16 protein-coding genes are annotated in these 21065 nt (G+C 68.5%); 7 read left to right on the top strand and 9 right to left on the bottom strand.

Annotated features, from left to right (window positions below; translation table 11 throughout):
* Window positions 1–12 precede the first annotated feature (12 nt).
* From AVL59_RS32610 to AVL59_RS32580, 7 genes are read left to right on the top strand one after another with little or no spacing between them, the layout of a single operon-like run.
* Window positions 13–615 carry an HAD hydrolase-like protein gene (locus AVL59_RS32610; protein ID WP_159400169.1) on the top strand — a complete coding sequence of 201 codons (603 nt, stop codon included), beginning with the start codon at window positions 13–15 and terminating at the stop codon, window positions 613–615.
* Window positions 600–1460 (top strand): hypothetical protein, encoded by an 861-nt coding sequence (locus tag AVL59_RS32605; protein WP_067311817.1) that lies wholly within the window; start codon window positions 600–602, stop codon window positions 1458–1460. Before AVL59_RS32610 ends, AVL59_RS32605 begins: the two co-directional genes overlap by 16 nt.
* On the top strand, window positions 1457–3445 hold the full coding sequence (locus AVL59_RS32600; RefSeq protein WP_067311813.1) for an aminotransferase class I/II-fold pyridoxal phosphate-dependent enzyme: 1989 nt from the start codon (window positions 1457–1459) through the stop codon (window positions 3443–3445). The genes AVL59_RS32605 and AVL59_RS32600 overlap by 4 nt, the downstream gene beginning before the upstream one ends.
* A gap of 50 nt (window positions 3446–3495) precedes the next feature.
* Window positions 3496–4557, top strand: a complete 1062-nt coding sequence (trpS, locus tag AVL59_RS32595; protein WP_067311810.1) for a tryptophan--tRNA ligase — start codon at window positions 3496–3498, stop codon at window positions 4555–4557.
* A gap of 17 nt (window positions 4558–4574) precedes the next feature.
* Entirely contained in the window at window positions 4575–5660 is a 1086-nt protein-coding gene (locus tag AVL59_RS52775; RefSeq protein ID WP_159400167.1) for a protein kinase family protein, read from the top strand.
* A complete protein-coding gene (locus AVL59_RS52770; protein ID WP_067311804.1) occupies window positions 5657–6616 on the top strand; it encodes an LLM class flavin-dependent oxidoreductase in 960 nt (319 codons plus the stop codon). Before AVL59_RS52775 ends, AVL59_RS52770 begins: the two co-directional genes overlap by 4 nt.
* A complete protein-coding gene (locus AVL59_RS32580) occupies window positions 6613–7368 on the top strand; it encodes a TylF/MycF/NovP-related O-methyltransferase (protein WP_067311801.1) in 756 nt (251 codons plus the stop codon). Before AVL59_RS52770 ends, AVL59_RS32580 begins: the two co-directional genes overlap by 4 nt.
* A 250-nt stretch (window positions 7369–7618) precedes the next feature.
* Here the strand turns inward: AVL59_RS32580 and AVL59_RS32575 are convergent, their stop codons facing one another.
* The 9 genes from AVL59_RS32575 to AVL59_RS32535 form a co-directional block, all read right to left on the bottom strand.
* Window positions 7619–7834, bottom strand: coding sequence for a hypothetical protein (locus tag AVL59_RS32575; RefSeq protein WP_067311799.1), 216 nt, complete (start codon window positions 7832–7834; stop codon window positions 7619–7621).
* 5 nt (window positions 7835–7839) lie between these two features.
* Complete coding sequence (locus tag AVL59_RS49700; RefSeq protein ID WP_167549308.1) at window positions 7840–8895, bottom strand: N-acetylmuramoyl-L-alanine amidase; 1056 nt, start codon at window positions 8893–8895, stop codon at window positions 7840–7842.
* 61 nt (window positions 8896–8956) lie between these two features.
* Window positions 8957–9316, bottom strand: coding sequence for a hypothetical protein (locus AVL59_RS32565; protein ID WP_067311796.1), 360 nt, complete (start codon window positions 9314–9316; stop codon window positions 8957–8959).
* 101 nt (window positions 9317–9417) lie between these two features.
* Window positions 9418–10749: a glycoside hydrolase family 6 protein gene (locus tag AVL59_RS32560; protein WP_079147130.1), complete on the bottom strand. Its 1332-nt coding sequence runs from the start codon at window positions 10747–10749 to the stop codon at window positions 9418–9420.
* Window positions 10750–10770: 21 nt separating this feature from the next.
* A complete protein-coding gene (locus tag AVL59_RS32555) occupies window positions 10771–13056 on the bottom strand; it encodes a hypothetical protein (protein WP_067311793.1) in 2286 nt (761 codons plus the stop codon).
* Window positions 13057–13079: 23 nt separating this feature from the next.
* Entirely contained in the window at window positions 13080–14171 is a 1092-nt protein-coding gene (locus AVL59_RS32550; RefSeq protein WP_067311791.1) for a hypothetical protein, read from the bottom strand.
* A complete protein-coding gene (locus AVL59_RS32545; protein ID WP_067311788.1) occupies window positions 14168–15100 on the bottom strand; it encodes a hypothetical protein in 933 nt (310 codons plus the stop codon). Before AVL59_RS32545 ends, AVL59_RS32550 begins: the two co-directional genes overlap by 4 nt.
* A gap of 16 nt (window positions 15101–15116) precedes the next feature.
* Window positions 15117–16004: a phage tail domain-containing protein gene (locus tag AVL59_RS32540; protein WP_067311785.1), complete on the bottom strand. Its 888-nt coding sequence runs from the start codon at window positions 16002–16004 to the stop codon at window positions 15117–15119.
* A complete protein-coding gene (locus AVL59_RS32535) occupies window positions 16001–21004 on the bottom strand; it encodes a phage tail tape measure protein (RefSeq protein ID WP_067311782.1) in 5004 nt (1667 codons plus the stop codon). The genes AVL59_RS32540 and AVL59_RS32535 overlap by 4 nt, the downstream gene beginning before the upstream one ends.
* Between the last annotated feature and the right edge of the window lie 61 nt (window positions 21005–21065).

The raw sequence follows: 21065 nt of genomic DNA, 5'->3' as shown, positions 1-21065 counted from the left end.
AGTCAACCGCAGTTGCAGCGCGATTCGCCGGAACGGACGCTGCTCTTGGACGCCTGCGGAGTCGTGCTGGGCGAGCCCATGGAGCCGTTGTTCCGCGCCGTCGCCGCTTCCAGCGGTCTGCACCCCGCTGTGGTCGCCCAGCTGTTCCGGCAGCGATTCCGCGACGACCTGTGGGCCGGCCGGATGGACGAGACGTCTTTCTGGACCTCCCTGGCCATGGCCTGCGGGCTGGCGAGTGCTTCAGCGGAGTGGCGTACTGTCGTCGACCAGTCCATGCGGGCTCTGCCCGCGGTCCGCCGGCTCCCGTCCTGGAGTCGGCACGCTCGGCTGGTCCTGATCTCGAACCACCGGCACGAGTGGCTCGTACCTCGGTTGGAGGCCCTCGCCCTGACCGGCCACTTCTCGGAAGTGTCGATCTCCAGCATCACGGGAGCGGTCAAGCCGGACCAGGCGGCGTACGACCGGTTGCTCGGCGGCACTGACCTGGCTCAAACCCTCTATGTGGACGACAAGCTGGCGAACGTCGCTGCCGCCAGGTCGCTTGGTGTCAGGAGTCTGCTGGCCGACGCTGACGGCCGATGGTTGAAGGAGGTGGAGGCGTGGCTGGGATGCTGACCGGTCCGGTGGAAGCGGCGATCAGCCAGGACTTCGTCGACCGGATCCCCGATCTCATCACCCTGCTGGAACCTGCCGTGGCCGACATACCTCGCGAGGGCCGGCAGTGGGTCTTCTACGGCAGCCTGCCGCTCGGCCAGGGGCGCGAGGGCAGCGACCTCGACGCGTTTCTCCTCTACGACGGCAGCCCCGGTAGTGTGCCGCACCGGCGAAGTGCCTGGTGGGACGCGACGCCCGTGACGATCTACGTGTTGTCGCATGAAGATCTGGCAGACGACGGACTGAGGCGCCAGTTCGGCGGATACTTCACGCTGAAGCTCTTCGGTCCCTTCGTCACCGACCAGCCCGAGCGTGATCTGTCGCTTTCGCAGCACACCGCCCGATTCCTGGCGCCCCTTGCTGAATTGCTCGCCCTGGGACAGCCGGACACGGCCTGGAGCGCGGACCAGCTGCTCGCCCACGCCCATCTGGCATTCCTCGACCTCTACCCCGATGCTGCGGGCTACCTGGCCAGGCTCCTTCGTAACCCCCCGCTGATGGCCAGAGTGTGGGGGCACCAGCGCCGCACGTACCTCGAAGCACTCCGGGCCGCTCGGTACATCGCACCTGCGGCCACCCACGGGGGCTGCTGGGTATACACCGGGCTCACACCAGTCGATGACGCCGACCGGGAACGCGCCCGTTGCACGGCCCGGTTCTGGGCCTTCGGAGCCGTGTGTCACGAAGCGGACCCCGGCTTCCCGGACGTGTACTTCGGCAAAACGGACGCTCACGCAACGCCCCACGAACAGCACTCGGCCTTGGCGTTCCTCCACGGCATCGCCGAAGGGGGAGGTGCGCCATGACCATGGCCCTCGCAGCATGGCACGCGGCATGCAACCGGCAGACCGCCGCGCTCGAAGAGGACCGCTCACGCCAGTTCGGTCTCCGGCCGGTCGTCGGTCCCGATGTCGGGGCGCAGGAGACAGGAGGGTCGGTGCTGCCCGGCGAGGTCTGGGCGACCCAGGCGTTCGGTGGCTCGCAACCGTCTCCCCACGGGGTCACCTCTCCGATCCGCGTAGGGTTCGCCGGCCGGCGCCTGCACCTGGGCCACCTCGGGCTGGCACGGACGGCAGCTCAGATGGCCGACGGCGGTGCGCACCTTCTGCTGTTCGACGCCTCGGTCGATTCCACGTCCATCGTCGACGGCTTCCGCACGGCACTCTGTCACTACGCAGGAGCCTCGGTGCCCGACCATCTCATCGAGTACGGCCCCGACCTACGGCGGTGGCAGCACCGGGCGCTGTCCGGGCTGCGGCTGGACAAGATGCGCCGCCTCTACGGCTGGGACAGCAGTACACCAGCGCGTGCACTGACCGACCTGGAAGCCATGATCAGCTTCTTCCTCTATACCCCTCAAGGTATGGAGGAGGGAGGTGTCGCCCTGGTCGACGCCATGCAGGCGCCGCACTCGGCCCTGCTTCCCCAAGCCGCACGGGCTGTCGACGCCCAGGTTCCGGAGCTGCTCTACCGCCGGCTCTTCCCAAGTCTTCGGCGGGAAGGCGAGCGGGGCAGTGTCCGCGAGCCGTCCTCCGTGGTCTTCGTGGACGACGACGAGGCGACGGTCCAGCGTAAGTTTCTGCGCTCACGGACCGGTGGCCGGGCGAGCGTCGAGGAGCAGCGTGCCCTGGGTGGGGACGCGACGCGCTGCTCGGCGTTCGCCATGATCGAGCTGCTGTGTCCACCGGAGACCGCCCAGCGGGCGCTGGACGGCTGCCTGTCGGGTCGGACCTGCGGGGACTGCAAGGCGGAGCACGTGACCGGGGTGGTCTGCGGGCTCCGCGCCGCCACCAGGACACCCCTGCGCTCAGGCACCTCCTTGCAGGTGGGACCCGCCGTCAGCCGGGCCGCCGGCGGACTGCACCGTCCGCCACCCCGCGATGCCACCGACCTGGAGACTGCCATCGCGGAACGGTCCGGAGTACACCCCGACCAGGTCGTGGTGGGCCACGGTTCCACGGAGGTCATGGACTGGCTTTTCCACATCCAAGCCCGCTCCGGTGGAAAGGTGGTCGCAACAGAGCCGACTTTCGAGCTGTACCAAGAGCTCGCCGAGCGTCACCACCTGCGGTACGAGACTGCTGCGTGGGACCCGCGCACCCTCAGCCATGACGCCGCGGCCTTGGTCCGTCTGGCCGACCGGGACACGGCAGTGTGCGTCATCGACGTCCCGCACTCCGTTTCGGGAGCCGTCGGCCAGGTCACCGAGCTGCTCGACCGCCTCTTCGAGGCTCTGCCTGATGACGCCGTCGTGCTGCTCGACCTCGTCTACGCCGACTTCATGCGCACGCCCATCGAACCGGCCTCGCGACTGCTCAGCCGGTATCCGCGCACCGTGCTGTTCGGATCGATGTCCAAGGCTCACTGCCTGCTCGGCGCGCGAGTCGGGTATGCACTCGCAGCCACGCCCTTGGCCGATCGGCTGCGCTCCCAGCGGCTGCCGTACACGATGGACTCGCTGGCGCTCGCCGCGGCCCACAGCGCGCTGAGGGACGACGAGTCCCATCAGCGGACCGTACAGGCCAGCCACGAAGCCCGGGCCCGGCTCACGGCAACCCTAGAGGACCTCGGCATCGCGTACGTCCAGACCGAGGCGAACTTCCTTCTGATGAACCTCGGCACCCGCTTCGCACAGGTCGCTCGCCGCCTGCGGGACGGTGGGACGCCGTTCCGAGACGGCCGGCGCTGGGCGATGCCCGGCTGGATGCAGATCCATCTGATCGACGTGCCGTTCGTCGAACCACTAATCGAGGCGCTTCGGCAGGACAGGACCGGCGAGAATGGGATCTGATCTCACCGTCCGTCGTTGATCCACAAGACCTTTGAAGGGCCATCAGTTCCATGACTGACCAGCGCATGCTCACTGGAGACCGACCCACCGGAAAGCTGCACCTCGGCCACTACGTGGGCAGCATCGCCAACCGGGTGCAGCTCCAGCACAAGTACGAGACCTTCCTGATCATCGCTGACCTGCACATGCTCACCACCAAGAACACCCGGGAGGACATCGCCAAGGTCTCCACCAACGCCCGGGACATGGTCCTGGACTCCCTAGCGGCCGGCATCGACCCGGCCCGGGCGACCTTCTACCTGCAATCGGCGATCCCCGAGGTCACCGAGCTCAACGCCCTGTTCCAGAACCTCGTGACCGTGCCGCGCCTGGAACGTGTGCCCAGCCTGAAGGACATGGCTCGGGACGCGGGCAAGGAAGAGATGCCGTACGGCCTGCTCGGCTACCCCGTGCTCCAGGCGGCCGACATCCTCTGCGTCAAGGCGCACGTCGTTCCCGTCGGCAAAGACAACCACGCCCACGTGGAAGTCACCCGGGAGATCGCCCGCCGGTTCAACTACCTCTACGGGGAGACCTTCCCCGTCCCCGAACTCGTCGAGAGCGACGTGCCCACCCTGGTGGGCACCGACGGCCAGGGGAAGATGAGCAAGTCCATCGGCAACGTCATCTACCTCTCCGACAGCGCCGAGGATGTCCGCAAGCGGGTCGCCGGCATGTACACCGACCCCAAGCGGATCCGCGCCGACATTCCCGGCACGGTGGAGGGCAACCCCGTCTTCATCTACCACGACGTCTTCAACGACAACGCCGCGGAGGTCGCAGACCTCAAGGAACGCTACCGAGCGGGCAAGGTCGGCGACGTGGAGGTCAAGGACAAGCTGGCTGCCGCCATCAACCGCTTCCTCGACCCGATGCGGGAGCGCCGCGCACACTACGAGGAACAGAGTGGCCTCGTCGACGAGATCATCGTCGAAGGCACCGAGCGCACCCGCCGCGAAGTGCAGCAGGTGGTCTTTGAAGCCCGCAAGGCGATGGGCTTGACCGCCGCCTACAACCAGCTGCGTCGCAAGGCCGAGCGAGCCCGCAAGAGCAGGGAAAACACAGCCCCCTGAAGACCACCGGGATATCCATGCCTTCTGGTATATCGGTGCGGGAGCGTCTCTTAAGTTCCCGCACCGCCCACACCGTCCGCATCGTCCGCACTGGCTCCTCGGGAGCCCTCGTCCGCATCGTCCAACGACCCGACGGCACGCTCGTGGCCGTCAAGACCGCTCGAAACCCGCGAGTGCCCGCCACCCAGCAGGCCCGCGCCCGGGACACCATCGCCCCCTACTTCGGCGCCAGGCTCCCTGAGGTCCTCTTCGCCGGTCACCACCACGGCACAGACACCCTGATCACCCGCTGTCCCTCGGTAACCACCCTGGCGGATGCCGCCCTCCGCCGCGGGCCCTCCACCCAGGCAGCCGCGGCGTGGACCGAGGTGACCGAGGCGCTCTGCCGGGTGTGGCTCCAGTCCGCGCGGTCAGGCTTCGAACCCGCGTTGGCCACCAGAAAACACGCACTGCGACTGGAACGTGCCCGCCACGGCCTACACGACGCCGCGCACCGCCTGCGACTGCCGATCGACGGCGGGCACCACATCATCGTCAACGGCACGGACCACGGATCCCTGGACCGGATGCTGCATCGGCTGGCAGCCCTCCGACCACCCACTATTCACGTCGCGTGCCACGGAGACCCCCAACCTCGCAACGTCCTGCTCGACCACGCGAACCAGTGGCACCTCGTGGACTGGGAGTGGTCCGGCCACCACCAGGACTGGCGCATGATGACAAGCCACCTCGTCGGCTGGTGGTACGTCGAGAACCTCCTGGCCGGCACGCACGGCCGCCTCACTCCTACACGCTCCGCACTCGATCTCAGCTACAGCACTCCATCCCTGGCAGTTCTCTCCAGGTGGACCGCTCCGGCGGTGCGCGTCTTCCGGCGGATGAGTCGGCCCGGCGAACTGGAACAGGACCTCGGCGCGCTCGCTGTTCACACCGCGATGCTCCTGCTCCGGGAAATACCCCAGGTCATCGTGGACGGAAGGCACCACCTGTTCGCTCCGCTCCTGGGCGAGGCGGTCCGGATCCTCGACTCCTCGTACTCCGACCGTCCGCACCTGCTGTTGAAGCCCTTCATCCACCCGCAAACCGACGGGAGCCCGGCGTGATCACGATCGGCCTGGCACTACCCCACTACGACGGCTTCTTCCCCACTCCAGAGGTCGCCGGAGCGCATCGGACGCGCGAGGCACTGGCCTACGCACAAAGAGCTGAGCAGGCCGGATTGCACCAGGTCTGGGTATCGGACCATCTCTGGCTCGATGTCGCCCCTCAGGATCGCCGCCACTCCCCGGACTGCTGGACTCTGATGGCCGCGATCGCCGCGACCACCCGCCGTATCCGGCTCGGATCCCTGGTCACCCCCGCACCGCTGCGCGAACCGGAACTACTGGTCCATCAGATCGCCACAGTCGCCGATCTCGCCGGAGAACGCCTCGACATCGGCCTCGGAGCTGGCTGGAACCCCGCCGAATTCGCGGCGGCGGGTCGTCGGTTCCCTGCAGCCGCCGACCGGCTCGCCAGCGTGGAACGGACCGCCGCCCTGATCCGCACCCAGTTGGGTCCCACGGCACCGCCGGTTTGGGTAGGGGGCAAACGCAGCGGCATTCTGGGCGTCGCCGCACGCATCGCGGACGGCTGGAACCTGGCCTGGAACCCCACCCCCGCCGACTACCGACGGTGCCTCGCCCGGCTGAACGCGGCACAGCCATCGTCACGGACGAGTACCCCGATCCTCCGTTCCATCGGCCTCACCACCGTCATCGGAACCGACGAAGCCGATCTCCACCAGCGATGGACCAGGCTGCGCCGCTGGGTGCCCGGCGGCCACCTCGACGGTCTCAGCTTCGAGGAGTGGCGCAGCCGGGGACTGATCGGCACCCCGGACGAGGTGAACAACCGGCTCACCGCATGGAAGAGCCTCGGAGTCGACCACGTCGTGTGCGCCCTCGGCATGCCCTTCGGCCTGTTCGACGACGAGCAGATCGACCTGCTCACGGCCGCAGCGCGCCGGGCCGGCGCCAGCACCACCGCCAAGCCACTCACCCAGGAGGGAACAACATGATCGACCTTCCCGATCCGGCCGCAGCATTCCAGCACGAACAGGACTTCCTCCTGACATGCGGCCCCAGCCGCATCGGCAAGATGCTCGCGCTCTACGACATCTACCAGCGGATCCGCCCGGTCCCCGGTGCGATAGTCGAGTGCGGCGTCTTCCGCGGGGGATCCTTCACCATGTGGGCGATGCTGCGGCACCTGCTGGAGACCGAGCACACCCGATCCCTCATCGGCTTCGACACATTCGGGGAATTTCCCCGTACCCGGGCCGAATCCGACCAACGCATCGTCGACCACATCCAGCAGGTCGCCGGCCTCGACTGCATCGGAGCAGACCAGCTCCTTGAGACCCTGGGCCGCCGGGACCGCGGGCTCGAAGCGAACACGACGCTGGTCCCAGGCGACGTCTGCGAGACGGTCCCCCAGTACGTCGCCACCCATCCCGAACTCGCCATCTCGCTGCTCATGATCGACACCGACCTCTACGAGCCAGCCGTCACCTGCCTCACCGAACTCGTTCCCCTCGTGTCCCCGGGCGGCATTGTGATCGTGGACAACTACGGGGTCTTTCCCGGCGAGACCCGAGCGTTCCGCGAATACCTGGCCGCCCACCCGGGCACACGGCTGGAGCAGCCCGCCCACACCGGGCACCTCATGCACTTCTCCCCGTCCGAAGCAGCCGCCCCGCCGAACCAGCCACTTCCCGAAGAGCGGGCTGTACGGGATTCAGCAGAAGGGCACAGCCGAGTCGGTCGGTAGCCCCGGAGAACTCACGAGTTCGGTACCCCCGAACTGAGCCGCTCATTGACGCCGGGCACCTTCCGGAACGGAGATCGACCACACGTCCGATCTGAGGCGGCGCCATCCAAGGGCGCTGGACACTGCGGCAGCGATCCCCGGCTTGCGGGTGTCGTTGGCGAAGGCGTACGGGAAAGCCTCCTTCCGACGGCGTCGATCACGTCACCGTCGGAAGGAGGCCGGGCTACTCACGCAGCCCAAGCGCCTCGGCTCAGAGCCGTGTCGCCAGGGGCGGGTCTTGGTGAAGAGCCTTGGCCGTCTTGCGGTCTTCGACGCGCTGAACGGCTTCGCCGGTGCCCAGGATCGCGGCGACCAGAGCGAGGATCAGTCCGGTCGGCAGATCTTGAACGTAATAGGCAATCAAGGACAGTGCTGCCGCGGCGACGGCATAGAGGCGGGTGCTGTGAGCATGAATGAAGTCGATCAAGGTAGTCAGGTCCCGTAGGCAAGTCGGTGCAGGAGATTCCAGCCGCGCCGGCCAATCACCGGATCGTTGGGGCGGCCGGCGGTGAACAGGCTGTGCTTGTGGTTGAAAGCGGCCACGGCCTTCTGGGTCTGGGGTCCGTAATTGTCGGCGAGCGGCACTGAGCGGTCGAGCCAGCCAGTGTCCTTCAACGCCTGCTGAAGGCCCTTGGCAGACGGTGACGAGCGGCCCGGAGCAAGACCGTCCGGAAACGGAGGCGGCGTGTACGCACGTTCCGACGGCTTCCCAGGGATGGTGAGCTTCTGCCCGGGCTTGATGACGTACGGGGCGCTGATCTTGTTGGCGCGGGCGATGTGATCCCAGTGCACGCCCAGCCGCTTTCCGACAGCGCAGAGCGTGTCCCCGACCTTGACGACGTACATCGAGCCGTTACTGCCCTTGGAGCCGTTGTCCGAACTTGTGCCGGTGGGCTTGGCCTTCAGCCGGGCCGCGATCCGCTCGCGCAGCCAGTCCATGGTGAAGCCCTTGGGGTCGATCTTTCCGGGCTGCCACTCAAGATGTCCGATCACGCTCGCCGCGCTCCAGCTGTGGATGCGGCACAGTGCAGTGGCCGCGCGTTCGATCGCGTCGAGCTGAGCAGGCGGCCACGGGTCGTGGCCATCGCCGAGGTTCTCGCACTCGAAGCCGTAGAAGTGCGTATTGCCGTCCGTGTTCGCCTCGTTCGCTGCGGGCAGCGATCGTTCCGCGATCACAGCGCGCAGCACGTCGTCATCACCGCGCCCGGCATGGTTGACGCGGCCGTGACCCACCAGATGAACGGTGCCGTCCTTGGCGATCACACCGTGGCACAGCGGGCCTGGGAGCCCTTCGTAGCCGCGCTCACAGATGCTTACGGTGTTGGCCGTGCCAGACGTCACGGTGTGATGGATCATCACCCCGTTCACCGGCCCCCACGGCCCCTTGTGGTTCCTGTTGTGGGTTCTCCACCCCGACCGCTCCACCACGCGCACGCCCTCGGCGTGCAGCGCGGCAACGAGATGGTCGGCACTGATAGGTATCGCCACGTTCGTCGCTCACTGTTCTCCCCACGCCCGAACTGAAATTCAACTGCTTCCGTCGCCCCGGCTACGGGGCCGCGCCGCGCGACGCGAGCCACAACTGCAGGGTCATCAACAGCAGCGGCGACACGAATGAACTGAGCACGAGCCGCCGCGTCGCGGCGGCCTGCGCCTGGTCCTCACGGCGCTGTTGCTCGGCACGCTGCGTCGCCTGATCATGCTCGCCGCGCAGCCCAGCCAGGCCGGCCTCGATCTGGCTGATGCGCTGATCGACCGCACGCTGGTCGGCCCGGTACACATCCTCAGTGACCACTTGGTCCAGACGGGCGGCAAGTTGGGCGAGGTCGCCGCGTAGATCCTCACGCAGCTGAGACACGGCACGGTGCAGTTCCCACAGCGTGGGTTCGGCGCTCGGCGGCACACTCACCGCAATCACTCCCGGCGGCCCCGCCCCACTGGTGATCGTACGGGGGCCAAGACAGCAAACGCCTGTGCGGAGCGGAGGACGAGGTGAGGCGCTTCTCCTCGTCACTGGCCGTTGATGAGCCGCTCTGCGAGATAGGGGGAGAACGTGCCGGCCGGTGTGTCGGGTGCGATGCCGCACCCGCCGTCGGAGTCGCCCGCATTCTTGATCCACAACAGGTACTCGGCACCGCCGACTCCGATGGACGAGGGCACACCGAGGCGTCGTCCAGCAGGGTTGCACCAGTGAACGTGCTGCCCGTTGGCCCCCAGGGAACCGTTGCCGTTGCGCGAGGTGTCGATGACGAACCGCGCGCCGGGCATGCCGAGCGATGACAGCGCCTGAGCGACCTGGTGGCCGTAGGTGCACGACACGTCGGTCGCGTGGAAATTGGCGACGCCGACAGCGAACCCCCGGACCTTCGAGACCTGGGCGGCCGACAGACGCTCAGCCATCGCATCCGGTGTGACCCAGGTGGCGTTGCCACCGTCGAGGTAGGCACTCACGAGCGGGCATGCAGCGAGGGCCTCAGCAGCGTGGGCGACCAGGCTCGTACGCTCCGCGCGTGCCGTTTCGGCTGGTAGGTTGCCGAGCTGAGCAAGGGAGTCCGGCTCCACGATCACGATCGCCGGTCGATCCCCGATGCCAGCGGCGAACGCGTCAATCCATGCACGGTATTCGTCGGGCGAGGCGGCACCACCGCTGGATTGGCCGCCATTGTCCCGATTGACCATGTTGTATGCGGTCAGGATCGGCAGCCTTCCGATGGCGGCGGCAGCGGTGACATAGGCGTCGACCTCGGCGCGCACGTCCTTGCTCCAGTCACCGAACCACCGAGCCGCCGGCCGCCTGGAGACTGATTGGCCGATCTTCGCGGCACGAGGATCGTCAGGGTTCGCGGCGACCCACTTTGCCGCGTTGGAGTCCGGATCGATGAAGAACCCCTCACGTGCGGTGGAGCAGGTGAGCCGGACCTCGGTGAGATGCACGGTGACCGCGGTGCCCTGCCCGAACTGGAAACTCACCTGCGCCTGAGCCGTTTCGAGATTCGAGGTGAACGGCAGGACGAAGTGCCGATCAACCGCGGACAGGGTGACCGTCTGGTCCACGGCCGCGGTCCACGGGTCCGCGCCGAGGCCGACCTGGGCGCGCAGTGACGTTCCGGGCTGACTGGCGCGTGCGGTGAAGCTCAGCGTGTAGGTGCACCCGGGGCGCAGCGTGATGTTGTCCTGCCCGAGGGGCGCGTCCCACAGGTTGACTGCGTCGGTCGTCGCTGTGGCTTCGAGACCGGTACCGGGTGCGTTCAGGGTGATCATGGCCGGGTCGCCGGACCACCAGCCTGCGGTGCCGGCGGTGAAGCTGCCGTTTGTGACGAGGTCTCCGTACAGGGCGGGCACTAGCGTGTTGGTTCCTTCCGGTTACTTGATGTAGGTGACCCGCAGCTGCGGTGGATGTGCGCTGCCGACGCCGTCGAACTTGCCGTAGTAGGTCTGGTTGGTGCTGTTGGGGTCGACCGCGATGCCGCGGAACGTGGTCGAGTCGAAGATCGACGTGATGTCGACCCAACGGCCGCTTGCCCGGGCCCAGCCGGTGATCGTCTTTGATGCGCTCTGGTCGGCGGAGAACTTGCCGGGCCGGGAGGCGTGGCTGTGGGCTTTGAGGACGGCAGTGCCGCCGGAGGCGTAGTACCAGTGGTTGGCGTACAAGTACACCTCGACCTTGAGGAGCTTGGCCCCGGACAGATCGGAGGCGAGGCTTCCGCCGAAGCCGACGAGCGCGGCCTGCGTGCCGTTGTTCGCGGAGAAGTAGCCGCTAACCATCTCGTTTTTGTAGTAGGCGTTGTAGCCCGATCGGTTGGCGTAGCTGCCGGACCAGGTGGCCTTGTAGGTACGGGTGACCTTCACCGGCGGGTCGGGGACAACAGCGCCGCCGGTGTTGAACACGCCGGTCTCCGGCACCTGTTCCCCGATGTCCTCCACCGTCATGTGTCCCAGACGGCCCTTGGCCCCGGTCAGGGTCACCTGCTGCCCGGCGGGCGCTCCGCTGTCGCTGGTGAACGTCAGCAGTAGCCGGTTGCGGCCGGGCCGGATCAGCCCGGTGGGTGTACATGAGGACACGAACTCCAGGCCTGCTGAGCGTCGGGTTGCGGTCAGAGGATGCCGGGCCTCTTGTACTTGGGTGGACGAGATCAGCGGCGCGGACTTGTAGCCGGTACGAAGTCGCAAGACCAGCGAGCCACCGGTTGCCGAGCACTCTGCGGTTCCCGCGTATGACACCCGATACATGCGGCCGTCCTCGGCGTCGAAGGCGAGCTCGACGTAGCCCATCTCCGTGCCCGTGGTGGTCTTGACTGAGGTGGCCATCCAGTCGACGGCGACCAGGCCGCGAGGGCCGTTGTAGAGGATGGCGAGGTCGTCGCCGCCGATCGTTATCTGTCCGGCGACGTTCAGGTTCTGAAAGCTCGCGTCGCCCGTGGAGCCGATCGCGGCGACCCGGGTCGTGCCGTCCCGCAGGGTCAGGTAGTTGGCCTGCCCGGAGACGAGGGAGACGACCTCGTCTCCGTCCTCGTCGAAGAGGCGCAGTCCGCGCGGCCCGATCTCCGCGCGGGCACCGCCGGTGGCATCGCCGAAGACCACATGGGCTTCGGCGTTGTCGAAGACGACCCAGCCGCCAGTGGCTGCGGAAGCCTCCAGGCACAGCACTGCGCGCGTCGTGCCTTGCGGTGCGGCGACCTCCCCCGTGATGCGCTGCCACACCCTGGGCTCGGGACGGGTGGTCTCGGCGACGCCGTAGCCGAGGATCTCGCCGGTGCTGGTCTCCCACCGGGCGAGGAGCTTTACTCCCTGCGCGGCGAGGTCGGTGGAGACGAGGATGTCGACGGCGAGAAACAGACGAGAGTGCGCCAGCATGGGCACGGTCGCCAGCGGTAGCGTGCGATAGGTGGGTGTGTCCGCCGTGCAGTCGACACGGATGCCGACGCCGGTACGGTTGCCCGGCGCGAATGACCACGCTGGGCCGCCGGCTGCGACGGTGTTGGCAGTGGCCGCGCCTTCGAACCCCGGGTCGGGAATCATGTTGGTGCCCTGCCCGACAGCGATGTGGTCGGGCGTGACGGAGCCGACCGCGAGATGCCCCGTGGTAATGGCGCCGAGCGCGATGTGCCCCTGTTGCACGATCGCACTGCCCAGATCATCCGACGCGGCCTGGCGCGGTGTGGCTAGCACGGCGGGAGAGGCGAAGCTCGGCGTGCCGGACGTGTTCACCGCGACCAGCCTCACCCACAGCTCGCAGTAGGCGTTCACGGCGACGGTCACGGAGGCGCCAGAAGCGGCTTCGATCGTCGCGGCGGGCCACCGCGGATCAGGCTCTGCGTCCTGGGAGCCGAGCAGGTGCACCTGCACGCGGGACAGGTCCAGCGGCGCGGCGTCAGCGTCGACGAACGCGCCGTCCCAAGTAACACGGACACCGCCAAGGGCTGGCTGCACGTCTGGCGCGGACGGGATGGGCGGCCGGGGTCCGTTGACGGCGGTCACACCGGTGGTGCCGTCGGCTTGCTGGCCGATGAGGGCGCGCAACGAGCCGTTCTCGTCGTACACGCCGAGCGTGCCGTTCTCCAGGCTGGCGTTGGCGAGTTTAGGTGCCCGCAGGGAGCGGTGGACGAGTTGTTCGAGGCGGGCAAGCCGGGTGCCGATGTCTGCGGGCACGAGTGAGAGTGTTCCTTGCGGGGTCAGGTGGCGGTGGCGTACTGGTGGGCGGCGGCCGAGTCGAGACGGAGGGTGGCGGTCTCGCCCTCGTCGGTGTCGGGGCGGACGGTGTAGCCGCTGATGCGGCACCACCCGGTCCAGTTCGTCCACTGATCGCGGATGGCGACGCGGACGTCGTCGCCGATCTGCCAGGAGCCGATCGGCGCGGAGGGGTGATCGCGGACGGTGATCTCCTCGACGTGGCCGAGGCTCTGCCGCCAGGCACGCTCCTTCTTCGCGCGCTGCGCCAGGACGTCCTTGCCCCGCACCTCGGGCAGGTCGAGGACATGCTCCAGGCGCAGCCGCCTGTTGCGTACGGCGTCGATCGCACGCCGCTGTGCTCGGCCCTCACCGGTACCAGTGGCGATGACGACCTGGGCGTATTCGTCCGCGCTGTACGTCACCGGGGTGGAGCGGATGATGTTGACGCCGGTGGAGAAGGAGATGTCCGAGCGGCGGCTGCCCAGCCGCGGGTAGCCCAACCGGATACGCCGCACGGGCCGCCGGCCGATGTCCCACCAGGTGGTGCAGGTGTAGTCGGGGGAGTCGGCGGGCTTCACCAGGTCATCGAGGATCTCGCCGAGCACGGGGGTCTCCCACCAGCGGGAGTGCCACGGCTCGGCCGGCGTGCCGACGGTCGCCTTGGAGGTGGTGTCGTCGACGGTGATGCCGAGGTCACCGTCCGGGATCGACTGAGCGTATGCGACGACGTCGCGGAAGATCCGGCACGGGTCGGCGCGCACATAGGGTGCGCGGCCGCCGAGTTCGCCGTCGAGGTCGTGCCGACGGTGGAAGTACGAGGACCAGCCCGCGGCTTCCACGGTCATGGTGTTGCCGTCGGGTTCGATCTGCCAGATGATGCCGCCCCACCGCAGCATCCCGTCCCGCTCCGCGTAGATCAGAGTGGTCCCGGGATCAGCGAGTTCGGGGTGCGACCATGCCAGGCGTGGCGAGAGCGAACCGCGAAGCTCACCAGGCCCATTGAGTTCCGGCCCGAACTCGACCCCCTTCAATGGAAGGTGCGGGGAGAGCCACTCGCCGGTCAGCGCGTTCTGGGTGAGGTACCGGTACGTCACACCGGTCCCTCCGTGAACTCCACATCGGCGATGATCGACGTACCCGTGTCGGCGCCGAGGTCGCCCTTCCAGTTCTTCGACATGTTCGCCTGCAGGTACAGGACCTGGCTGGTACCCCGGTAGTCGGCAGGGAGGGTGATGGTGTCGGCAACGACGGCTGTAGAGCGGCGGACGACCTTGCCTTGGTTGTCGTCGACCATCGTGTGCTGGCCCTGAACGGTGCCGAAAATGAGCCGAAGCTTGCCCAAGAGGCTGTCGTAGTCCATACGCAGGCCGGCGATGGTGACGGTGACGATCAGCTTCGTAGCCCAATCCGGCACCGGGATCGTCCAGCGAGCCTCGGGCGGCCAGTCATGCCACTGGTCGTCATCCTTGAACGCCTTCGACAGCTTCGACGGATACGCCGTGTACAAGGTGCGCTCCCTTCGAGGGTTGGCGACTCGACGCAGGTCACGGATCATCCCGGAGGTGACGGTGCCGGTATTCGCCGGAAGATCCACGCGAGCGATCGCTATGCCCGTCACGCCCTTGGGGACGCCGGTCGTCGTGGGGGAGACGTTGGGAATGACGTCGAAGTAGTTGATCGCGTCCTTCGCCGGATCCAGGCCGCCCTCGAACTCCGGGTCGGCGACACGCAGCACGACCAGATCCGACCGCGGTGTCGCACCGGTAGGTGCGATCGGCACGGTGGCGGAGCCGATGTTGTAGGCGGTGTAGGAGCCCTGCCAGGCGTTCGCCTTCCCGCGGATCACCGCAGACCCGTCGGCGACCTGCACGCCGCCTCCGGGAACAGGCAGCGGCGTGACCCTCAGGTCCGCGGCCTCGGTGACTCCCTCAGCACCCCGGGAGAGGTCCTTGATCATCATGCGGAAGGTCTGCGCCGAGTGGCTGGCGCCATCCACGAGCAGCGGTGCTTGCGCGAGGGTCATAACGGGTCGGGTCTCCTTAGAGGGCTATGTAGGCGTCGCGCCACGCCACCGTGAGGCGGGCGGTGGCGGTCGGATCAGTCGCGGTCCAGCGGATCTCGCTACGGCCGGGCGGAAGAACGAAGGTGTCCAGGCGGGACGTGGTGGCCACGGGACCGCCGGTGTCCCGCAGGGCGGTCAGGCGGCCGGGCCGCGTGTCGACGCGAGCCCACTGTCCGACGGCCAGGGTCACGGACAGTTCGATCTGGCGACCGGTGTCGACGTGCGTGATCACAGGGTTGGCGCACGGCCCGTACACCGTGAGCACGGGGTGCGCGTCGGCGGTGCCGCTGTTGGTGACCCAGCCAGGCCGGTTCTGCCCCGTCGGGGTGCCGCTGGTGACCCGGATCGGCGCCTGGACGGGCGCGGTGAAACCGCCGCCGGACAGCCAGCCCAGCCGCAGCTCCTCGTGCTGCTGGACATCGGCGTAGTAGCGCGGATCCGGGGCTACGAACTCCACGTCGAGCGGGATCCAGCCGAAAGCGGCCTTTTCCCAGGACGCCTCCAGCTTCACGAGGCGGCCGAACAAGACGCGGACTGGGGAGCCGGGCCATTTGATGCGCAGTGGCATCACCGCGCCGCCCACGGTGCGCACCTGCCGATCGTCGGCCGCCTCCTGCAGGGCGGCCAGGAGCTGGCGGGCGGCGGCAGGATCCCCCGGCGTTTTGATGGCGCAGTCGATGCGCAGGGTACGGCCGGCATACCAGTCGGGTGCGGGCCAGGCTCCGTCCGCGCCGGGCTGCTCGACCATCTCCCCACGCACCCCAGGGCGTGCCAGACCCTCGATCTCAGCGATCGGAACCTGCGTGCCGTGGCCGAACTGCACACCGCCGAACTCCAACTGGAAGTCCTTGAGTTCACTGCTCACCGCAGGACACCCCCACGGCGGGCGCGGCGCATCTGGTACGAGACGGCGGAGGCGATGTCGTCCGCGCCCGCCCCGGCCCGGGTGACATGGATGGTCTGCTGGCCGATCGCCGGTGCCTGATGCACCACGACCACCTGCGCGCGGCCCGCGTGCGCGTCGACGAGCCCCCTGGGCGTGAGCGCGTAGCCGAAGCGGTCGGCCGTCTGCGCGAGGACGGCGGTGGCGCGGCCGCGCTTCGCCGTGGCGTGCGGGATGTACGACTCGCCCCGTGTCTCCTTCTCCGCGAACTTGATCAGCCCGCCCTCGGAGGAATAGACGCCGGGCTCCCAGATCCCGCCGTTCGCGTACGCCTTCCCGGCGTTCGCCTTCACCAGGTCGGTCAGGAACCGGTCGGCGCGCCCGGTCTTTTTGATCTGCTGCTTGGCCCGGTTGGCTATCGCGATGATCCGGTCCTCGTCGAGACCGGTCGCGTCGGCCACGTCGTGGATGCCCCGGGTCTTCGCGAGCGCCCCGATGATCTGCACCAGGTCGGTGAGCTGCTCCCCGTCCAAGGCCTTGGACGCGTTCTTCGCCGCCGTGTTGGCCTTCTTCGCCTTCTTCTTGTCCTTCACCGCCTGGACCGCGAGCGCCTCGGCGTCCGCGTCGTTCTGCTCGGCCAGGCGTGTGGCGAGATCGCCGAAGCCGCTGGAAGCGAGCTTGACCAGGTTGTTCTGGAAGGCGGTGTTGTCCTTCACCGCGTTCTGCAACTGGGCCGTGTAGTCACCGAGGGAGGCGCGGGCGGTGCCGGCGAGCTTGGCGAGCTGCGCGGCCATGGCCTTCACGTACTTGCTGGAGCCGTGCGCCATCTTCCGCGTCAGGGCGACACCGTACTCGCCCATCTCCTGCAGCGCCTTGGCCACGTCGGTTCCGGCGCGCTGCGCCACGATGGCCAGATCACCACGCCAGCCCTGGGCAGCCTTCACGGACCTGCGGAGGTTCTTCTCGAACAGACGCAGGTCAAAGTGCTCCTTGCCGCCCTTGCCCTTGCGCTGCGACTTCGAGACGACATCCGACACCGTGAAGGTGCTGCTGCCGAGCGGCTCGTACGACCAACTCGACAGGCCACCGTCCGCGTACCAGGTGATGGGCCCGCCGCCCAGGCGCCGTACGGTCTCTTCCGCGATCCGCCGCGAGCGCATCCGCTTGCTCGGCGCGAGCGGAATGTAGCTCTCCCCGCCCGTCTCCGGCTCAGCCCAGACTCTCCAGCCCCCAGCGGGTGCGATCTGCGCGACGTGCTGTTCACGGCGCACGCCGCCGTCGCCGAAGTAGTCGACAACACCGCCGTCGGCGTGCCGGTTGGCTTGCCTTTGCTGGGCGTCTGCCTGCTTGCGCAGCGCGTCGGCTATGTCGGAGGGCGGCCGGACGAGCGACGACAGCACGCTCACGTGGTGGGTGGTGATGGTCACCGATTTGCTACGCAGGTTGTTGATGGCTTGGGCCAGGGCATCGACGCCTGCTCGCTGCGTGCCGGTCGGCGCGGAGATGTGAACGTTCTTGCTGCCAGGGACCTCGGTGATCTTGAAGCCCAGGGCCTCGAGTTGGGCGCGCGCCCCAGCCGTCGGCGCCGACACCGTGATCGTCTTACCTGCCGGGACCCCGGCGATCTTCTGCTTGACCGCTTCCAGGCTGCTGATGGTCGCCTGCGTGGCAGAGGTGACCTGGACATGCTTGCTACCCGGGGTCTGGGCGATCTTCGCGATCAGCGCATCCAGATCCGTGCGTGCCATGTCGGTCGGCGAGGTGACCTGCACCCGCCGGTCCTTCAGATCCTTGATCTTGAAGCCGAGCTTCTCCAGGTCCTTGCGCGCCTCGTTGGAGAGGGTGGCGATGGTGACGGTCTTGTTGTCCGGGGTGGCCTTCAGCGCCTGTTGGACGGCGATGAGTTCGGCCATCGCCTCGTCCATGCCGGCCGTCTGCAGCAGGATCGACACCTGCTCGGGCACCAGCCCGGCGGCGTCGGCGAGCTTAGCGGCCTGCTCGGCGGTGAGGCCGTAGCCCTGGGCGGTGGCGATCGCGGACTCGCGGGCGGTGGCCATCTGCGCCTGGGCGGCCTTCAACGCCTCCGGCACGCTCTTCCCGTTCGCCTCCGCGTACTGGTAGGCGGCGAGCGCGGCGTCCGCAGAGTTCGTCGACAGGCCCTGAAGCAGGTCGTAGAGCTTCTGTCCGTTGCGGGTGGCCGTGGACAGCGAGCCGTCCACGTTCAGCAGTGCTTTGCCGTACCCCTGCGCGTGGTCGACGCCGCCCTTCAACGACTCGGCCGCATCCGACACCGACCGGTTCAGGCGGGCTTCGGCCGCGGACAGGTTCACCGAGCCGCCCGCGAGGATGTTCAGCGCGTCGTGCAGGGCCCGCGCACGGGAGTCGGCGTCCGCCGTGGTGTCGGACAGACGGCGCATCGCGTCGGAGAACTTCCCGAACGGGCCGACCGCATCCGCAGCCGTACGTCCGCCAGAGCCGGTGGCGTCGGCGAGGTCCTTGGCGTCCTTGACGGCCTGCGACATCTCGCCCTTGACCGCGCCGAGCGCATCCGCCGCCCGGGCGGCGGCCAGGCCCTGATCGTTGTACGTCTTCGCCGCCCCACCCTGGGTAGCGATCCACTCGACGTTGGCCTCGGCCGTGTCGTTCAGCCGCTTCTGCAGGGCGTTCAGCCCGCCGTCCTGCCCGAGGTAGGCGTCGGTGAGTTGCCGGACGGAGACGCCGGCCTTCGACATGACGTCGACGAGCCGGTTCTTCCCGTCGAATACCTTCGTGTCCATGATCGACTGCGCGGCCGCAGCCCGGACACTGTCGTTGACCGCCCCGTTGGAGTCGCGAAGCGCCTGCGTGAGGTTGCTGATCCGCGACTGGTGCTCGGACGCAGCCTGCGCCGCCTTCTGCTGATGGTCGGCGAGCATCGACAGCCCCACACCCGCGGCGGCGATCGCGACACCCCACGGGCCGCCGAGCGCCCCCATCAGCCCACGCGCCGCTCCACCCAGACCCGTACCGATCGCACGGGTCAGCCCGGACACCGGGCCGTTGGCGGACCTGAATGCGGCAGCCATCCGCCCCACCACCGGCACGCGGGTCTCCAGCACGGCGAGGGCCTGGCCGATACGGCCGATCGACTGGCCGTTCGCGGCAGCGAGCCGTTCCTGCACGCGCATCTGATCGCCGAGCGAGCGGTAAGCGCCTGTGACCGGGCCCGACACCGTTCGGCCCAGGTTCATGAGGATGGGGGTGGCGCGGCGCGCGAGCAGCATCGCCACGATCGCCGTCTGCACCGGCCCCGGCAGCGCCGCGAACCCGCGCACCAGCCCGGCGACCACATGCCCGACCGGGATCAGCGTGGTGGAGACGGCCCCAGCCGCCGAGGAGGCCAGGTTGAGGGCGGTGACGACGATGTCGAGCGCCGTACCACCGGCATCGGCCTCGTCCGCCATATCCGCGATGGCGTCGGCGACTGGCGACGCGGCGGAGCCTACGTTGCGCAGGATCTCGATGAGGGCGCGGCCGCCGTTGACGAGGACGTTGATCCCTGCGGCGGCGGTGTCGAAAGCGATGTCCTGCAGTGGCCCGCCCAGCCCGTCGAGCGCATCGCCCACCTCGTCCAGACCGGCTGAGACGGCCTTCGACGCCGACGGCCCCGCCAGGGTGTACAGGTCCTGTACATAGTCCAGGGCTGCGGCCATTCCCGGGGTGGCCGCCGCCATCCCGGCGGTCAGCAGCCGGGTGACCTTCTCCAACCCGGGCGCCGCCGCGGTGTAGAGAGCCTGCCCGGTGTTTGACGCCTGCGTCTTGAGCTGCGTGACCGCACCTGCCAGGCCCTTGGTCTGGGAGGCGGCGATCTCCTGGGCCGCGCCGGTGCGCGCGATCGCCGTGTGCATCTGGTCGAACGCCTCGACACCCTGATGCGCCAACGCAGACGCGCCGGCAAGGGCAGGCTTGCCGACGACGTCAGCGAGGGAGCCGAGGAAGTCCTTCTGGGACATGCGGTGCTGGGCCTTCTCGAAGCCCTCGATCACCGTGCGCAGGCCCTTGAAGTTGCCCTGTGCGTCCCACGCTTCGACACCGAGTTCGGCCAGGCCCTGCTTCATCCGCGCGGTGGGACGCGACAGGTTCGTCAGCATCCCGCGCAGGGACGTTCCTGCTTTGGAGCCGAGGATGCCGGAGCGGGCCAGCATCGCCACCGCCGCCGAGGTGTCCTCGATCGAGATACCCAACTGGGTGGCGACGGGCCCGGTGTAGGACATCGCGTAGTAGATGTCCTGCAGGCCACCGGAGGCGGCGTTCGCCGACGCGGCGAGCACATCGGCGGCCCGGCCGGCGTTGTTCGATGACAGACCGAACTGGTCCATCACGTCGCCCAGATACCGGGCGGCGTCGGCAGCCGTAAGGTTGTCGGCCGCCGCCAACTGCATCGCCGCGCGGGCGTTCGCGATGCTCGAGGTGGAGGTCTGGCCCGCCTTAGCCAGCTCCAGCATCGCGTCCGCGGCCTTCGCCGCCGAGGTGCCCGGGATCTTGAGGTCGGAGCCGAGCTCGCGGGCCTTCGCCGCGGCCTGCACCATCTCGACGCCGGATGCGCCGGTGACCGCGCCCCACTTGTTGATGGCGCGCTGGTACTCGTTGCCCTCCTTCGCGATCTCCGCAAGCGAGGCGACGATGCCTCCGCCGACCAGGAGGCTGCGCAGATGGTGCGCTTCCTGGCGGGCGCCGAGCAGCCCGTGGCGGAGCTGCCGCATCGAGGCGTGCCCGTCGGCACCGACACGGCGCAAGCCCGCGCGGGCACGGTCAGCATCACGGCCAAGACCGCGAAGCCCGGACGAGGAGCCACGGGCTCCGGAGCCGACCTGGTTGAGCTGCCGGTTAAGGGCGGCGGTGTCGCGGCCGAGCCCGCGCATCGCGCGGGAGGCCTGCCGTATCTCCGACAGGAGGTGGGCGAAGTCCGCTCGCGCCTGGACGCTGAGCGTGTAGGACGACACCTGCCGGTGCCCTTACTCCCCACGCCCCTCCCGTATCCCCTCCCTCAACCCGCCCCAGGCC

The organism is Streptomyces griseochromogenes, from assembly GCF_001542625.1.
In the GTDB taxonomy this organism is placed as follows: Bacteria; Actinomycetota; Actinomycetes; order Streptomycetales; family Streptomycetaceae; genus Streptomyces; species Streptomyces griseochromogenes.
The sequence above is the reverse complement of the archived record's forward strand: the minus strand, read 5'-3'. Positions and strand labels throughout refer to the sequence as shown.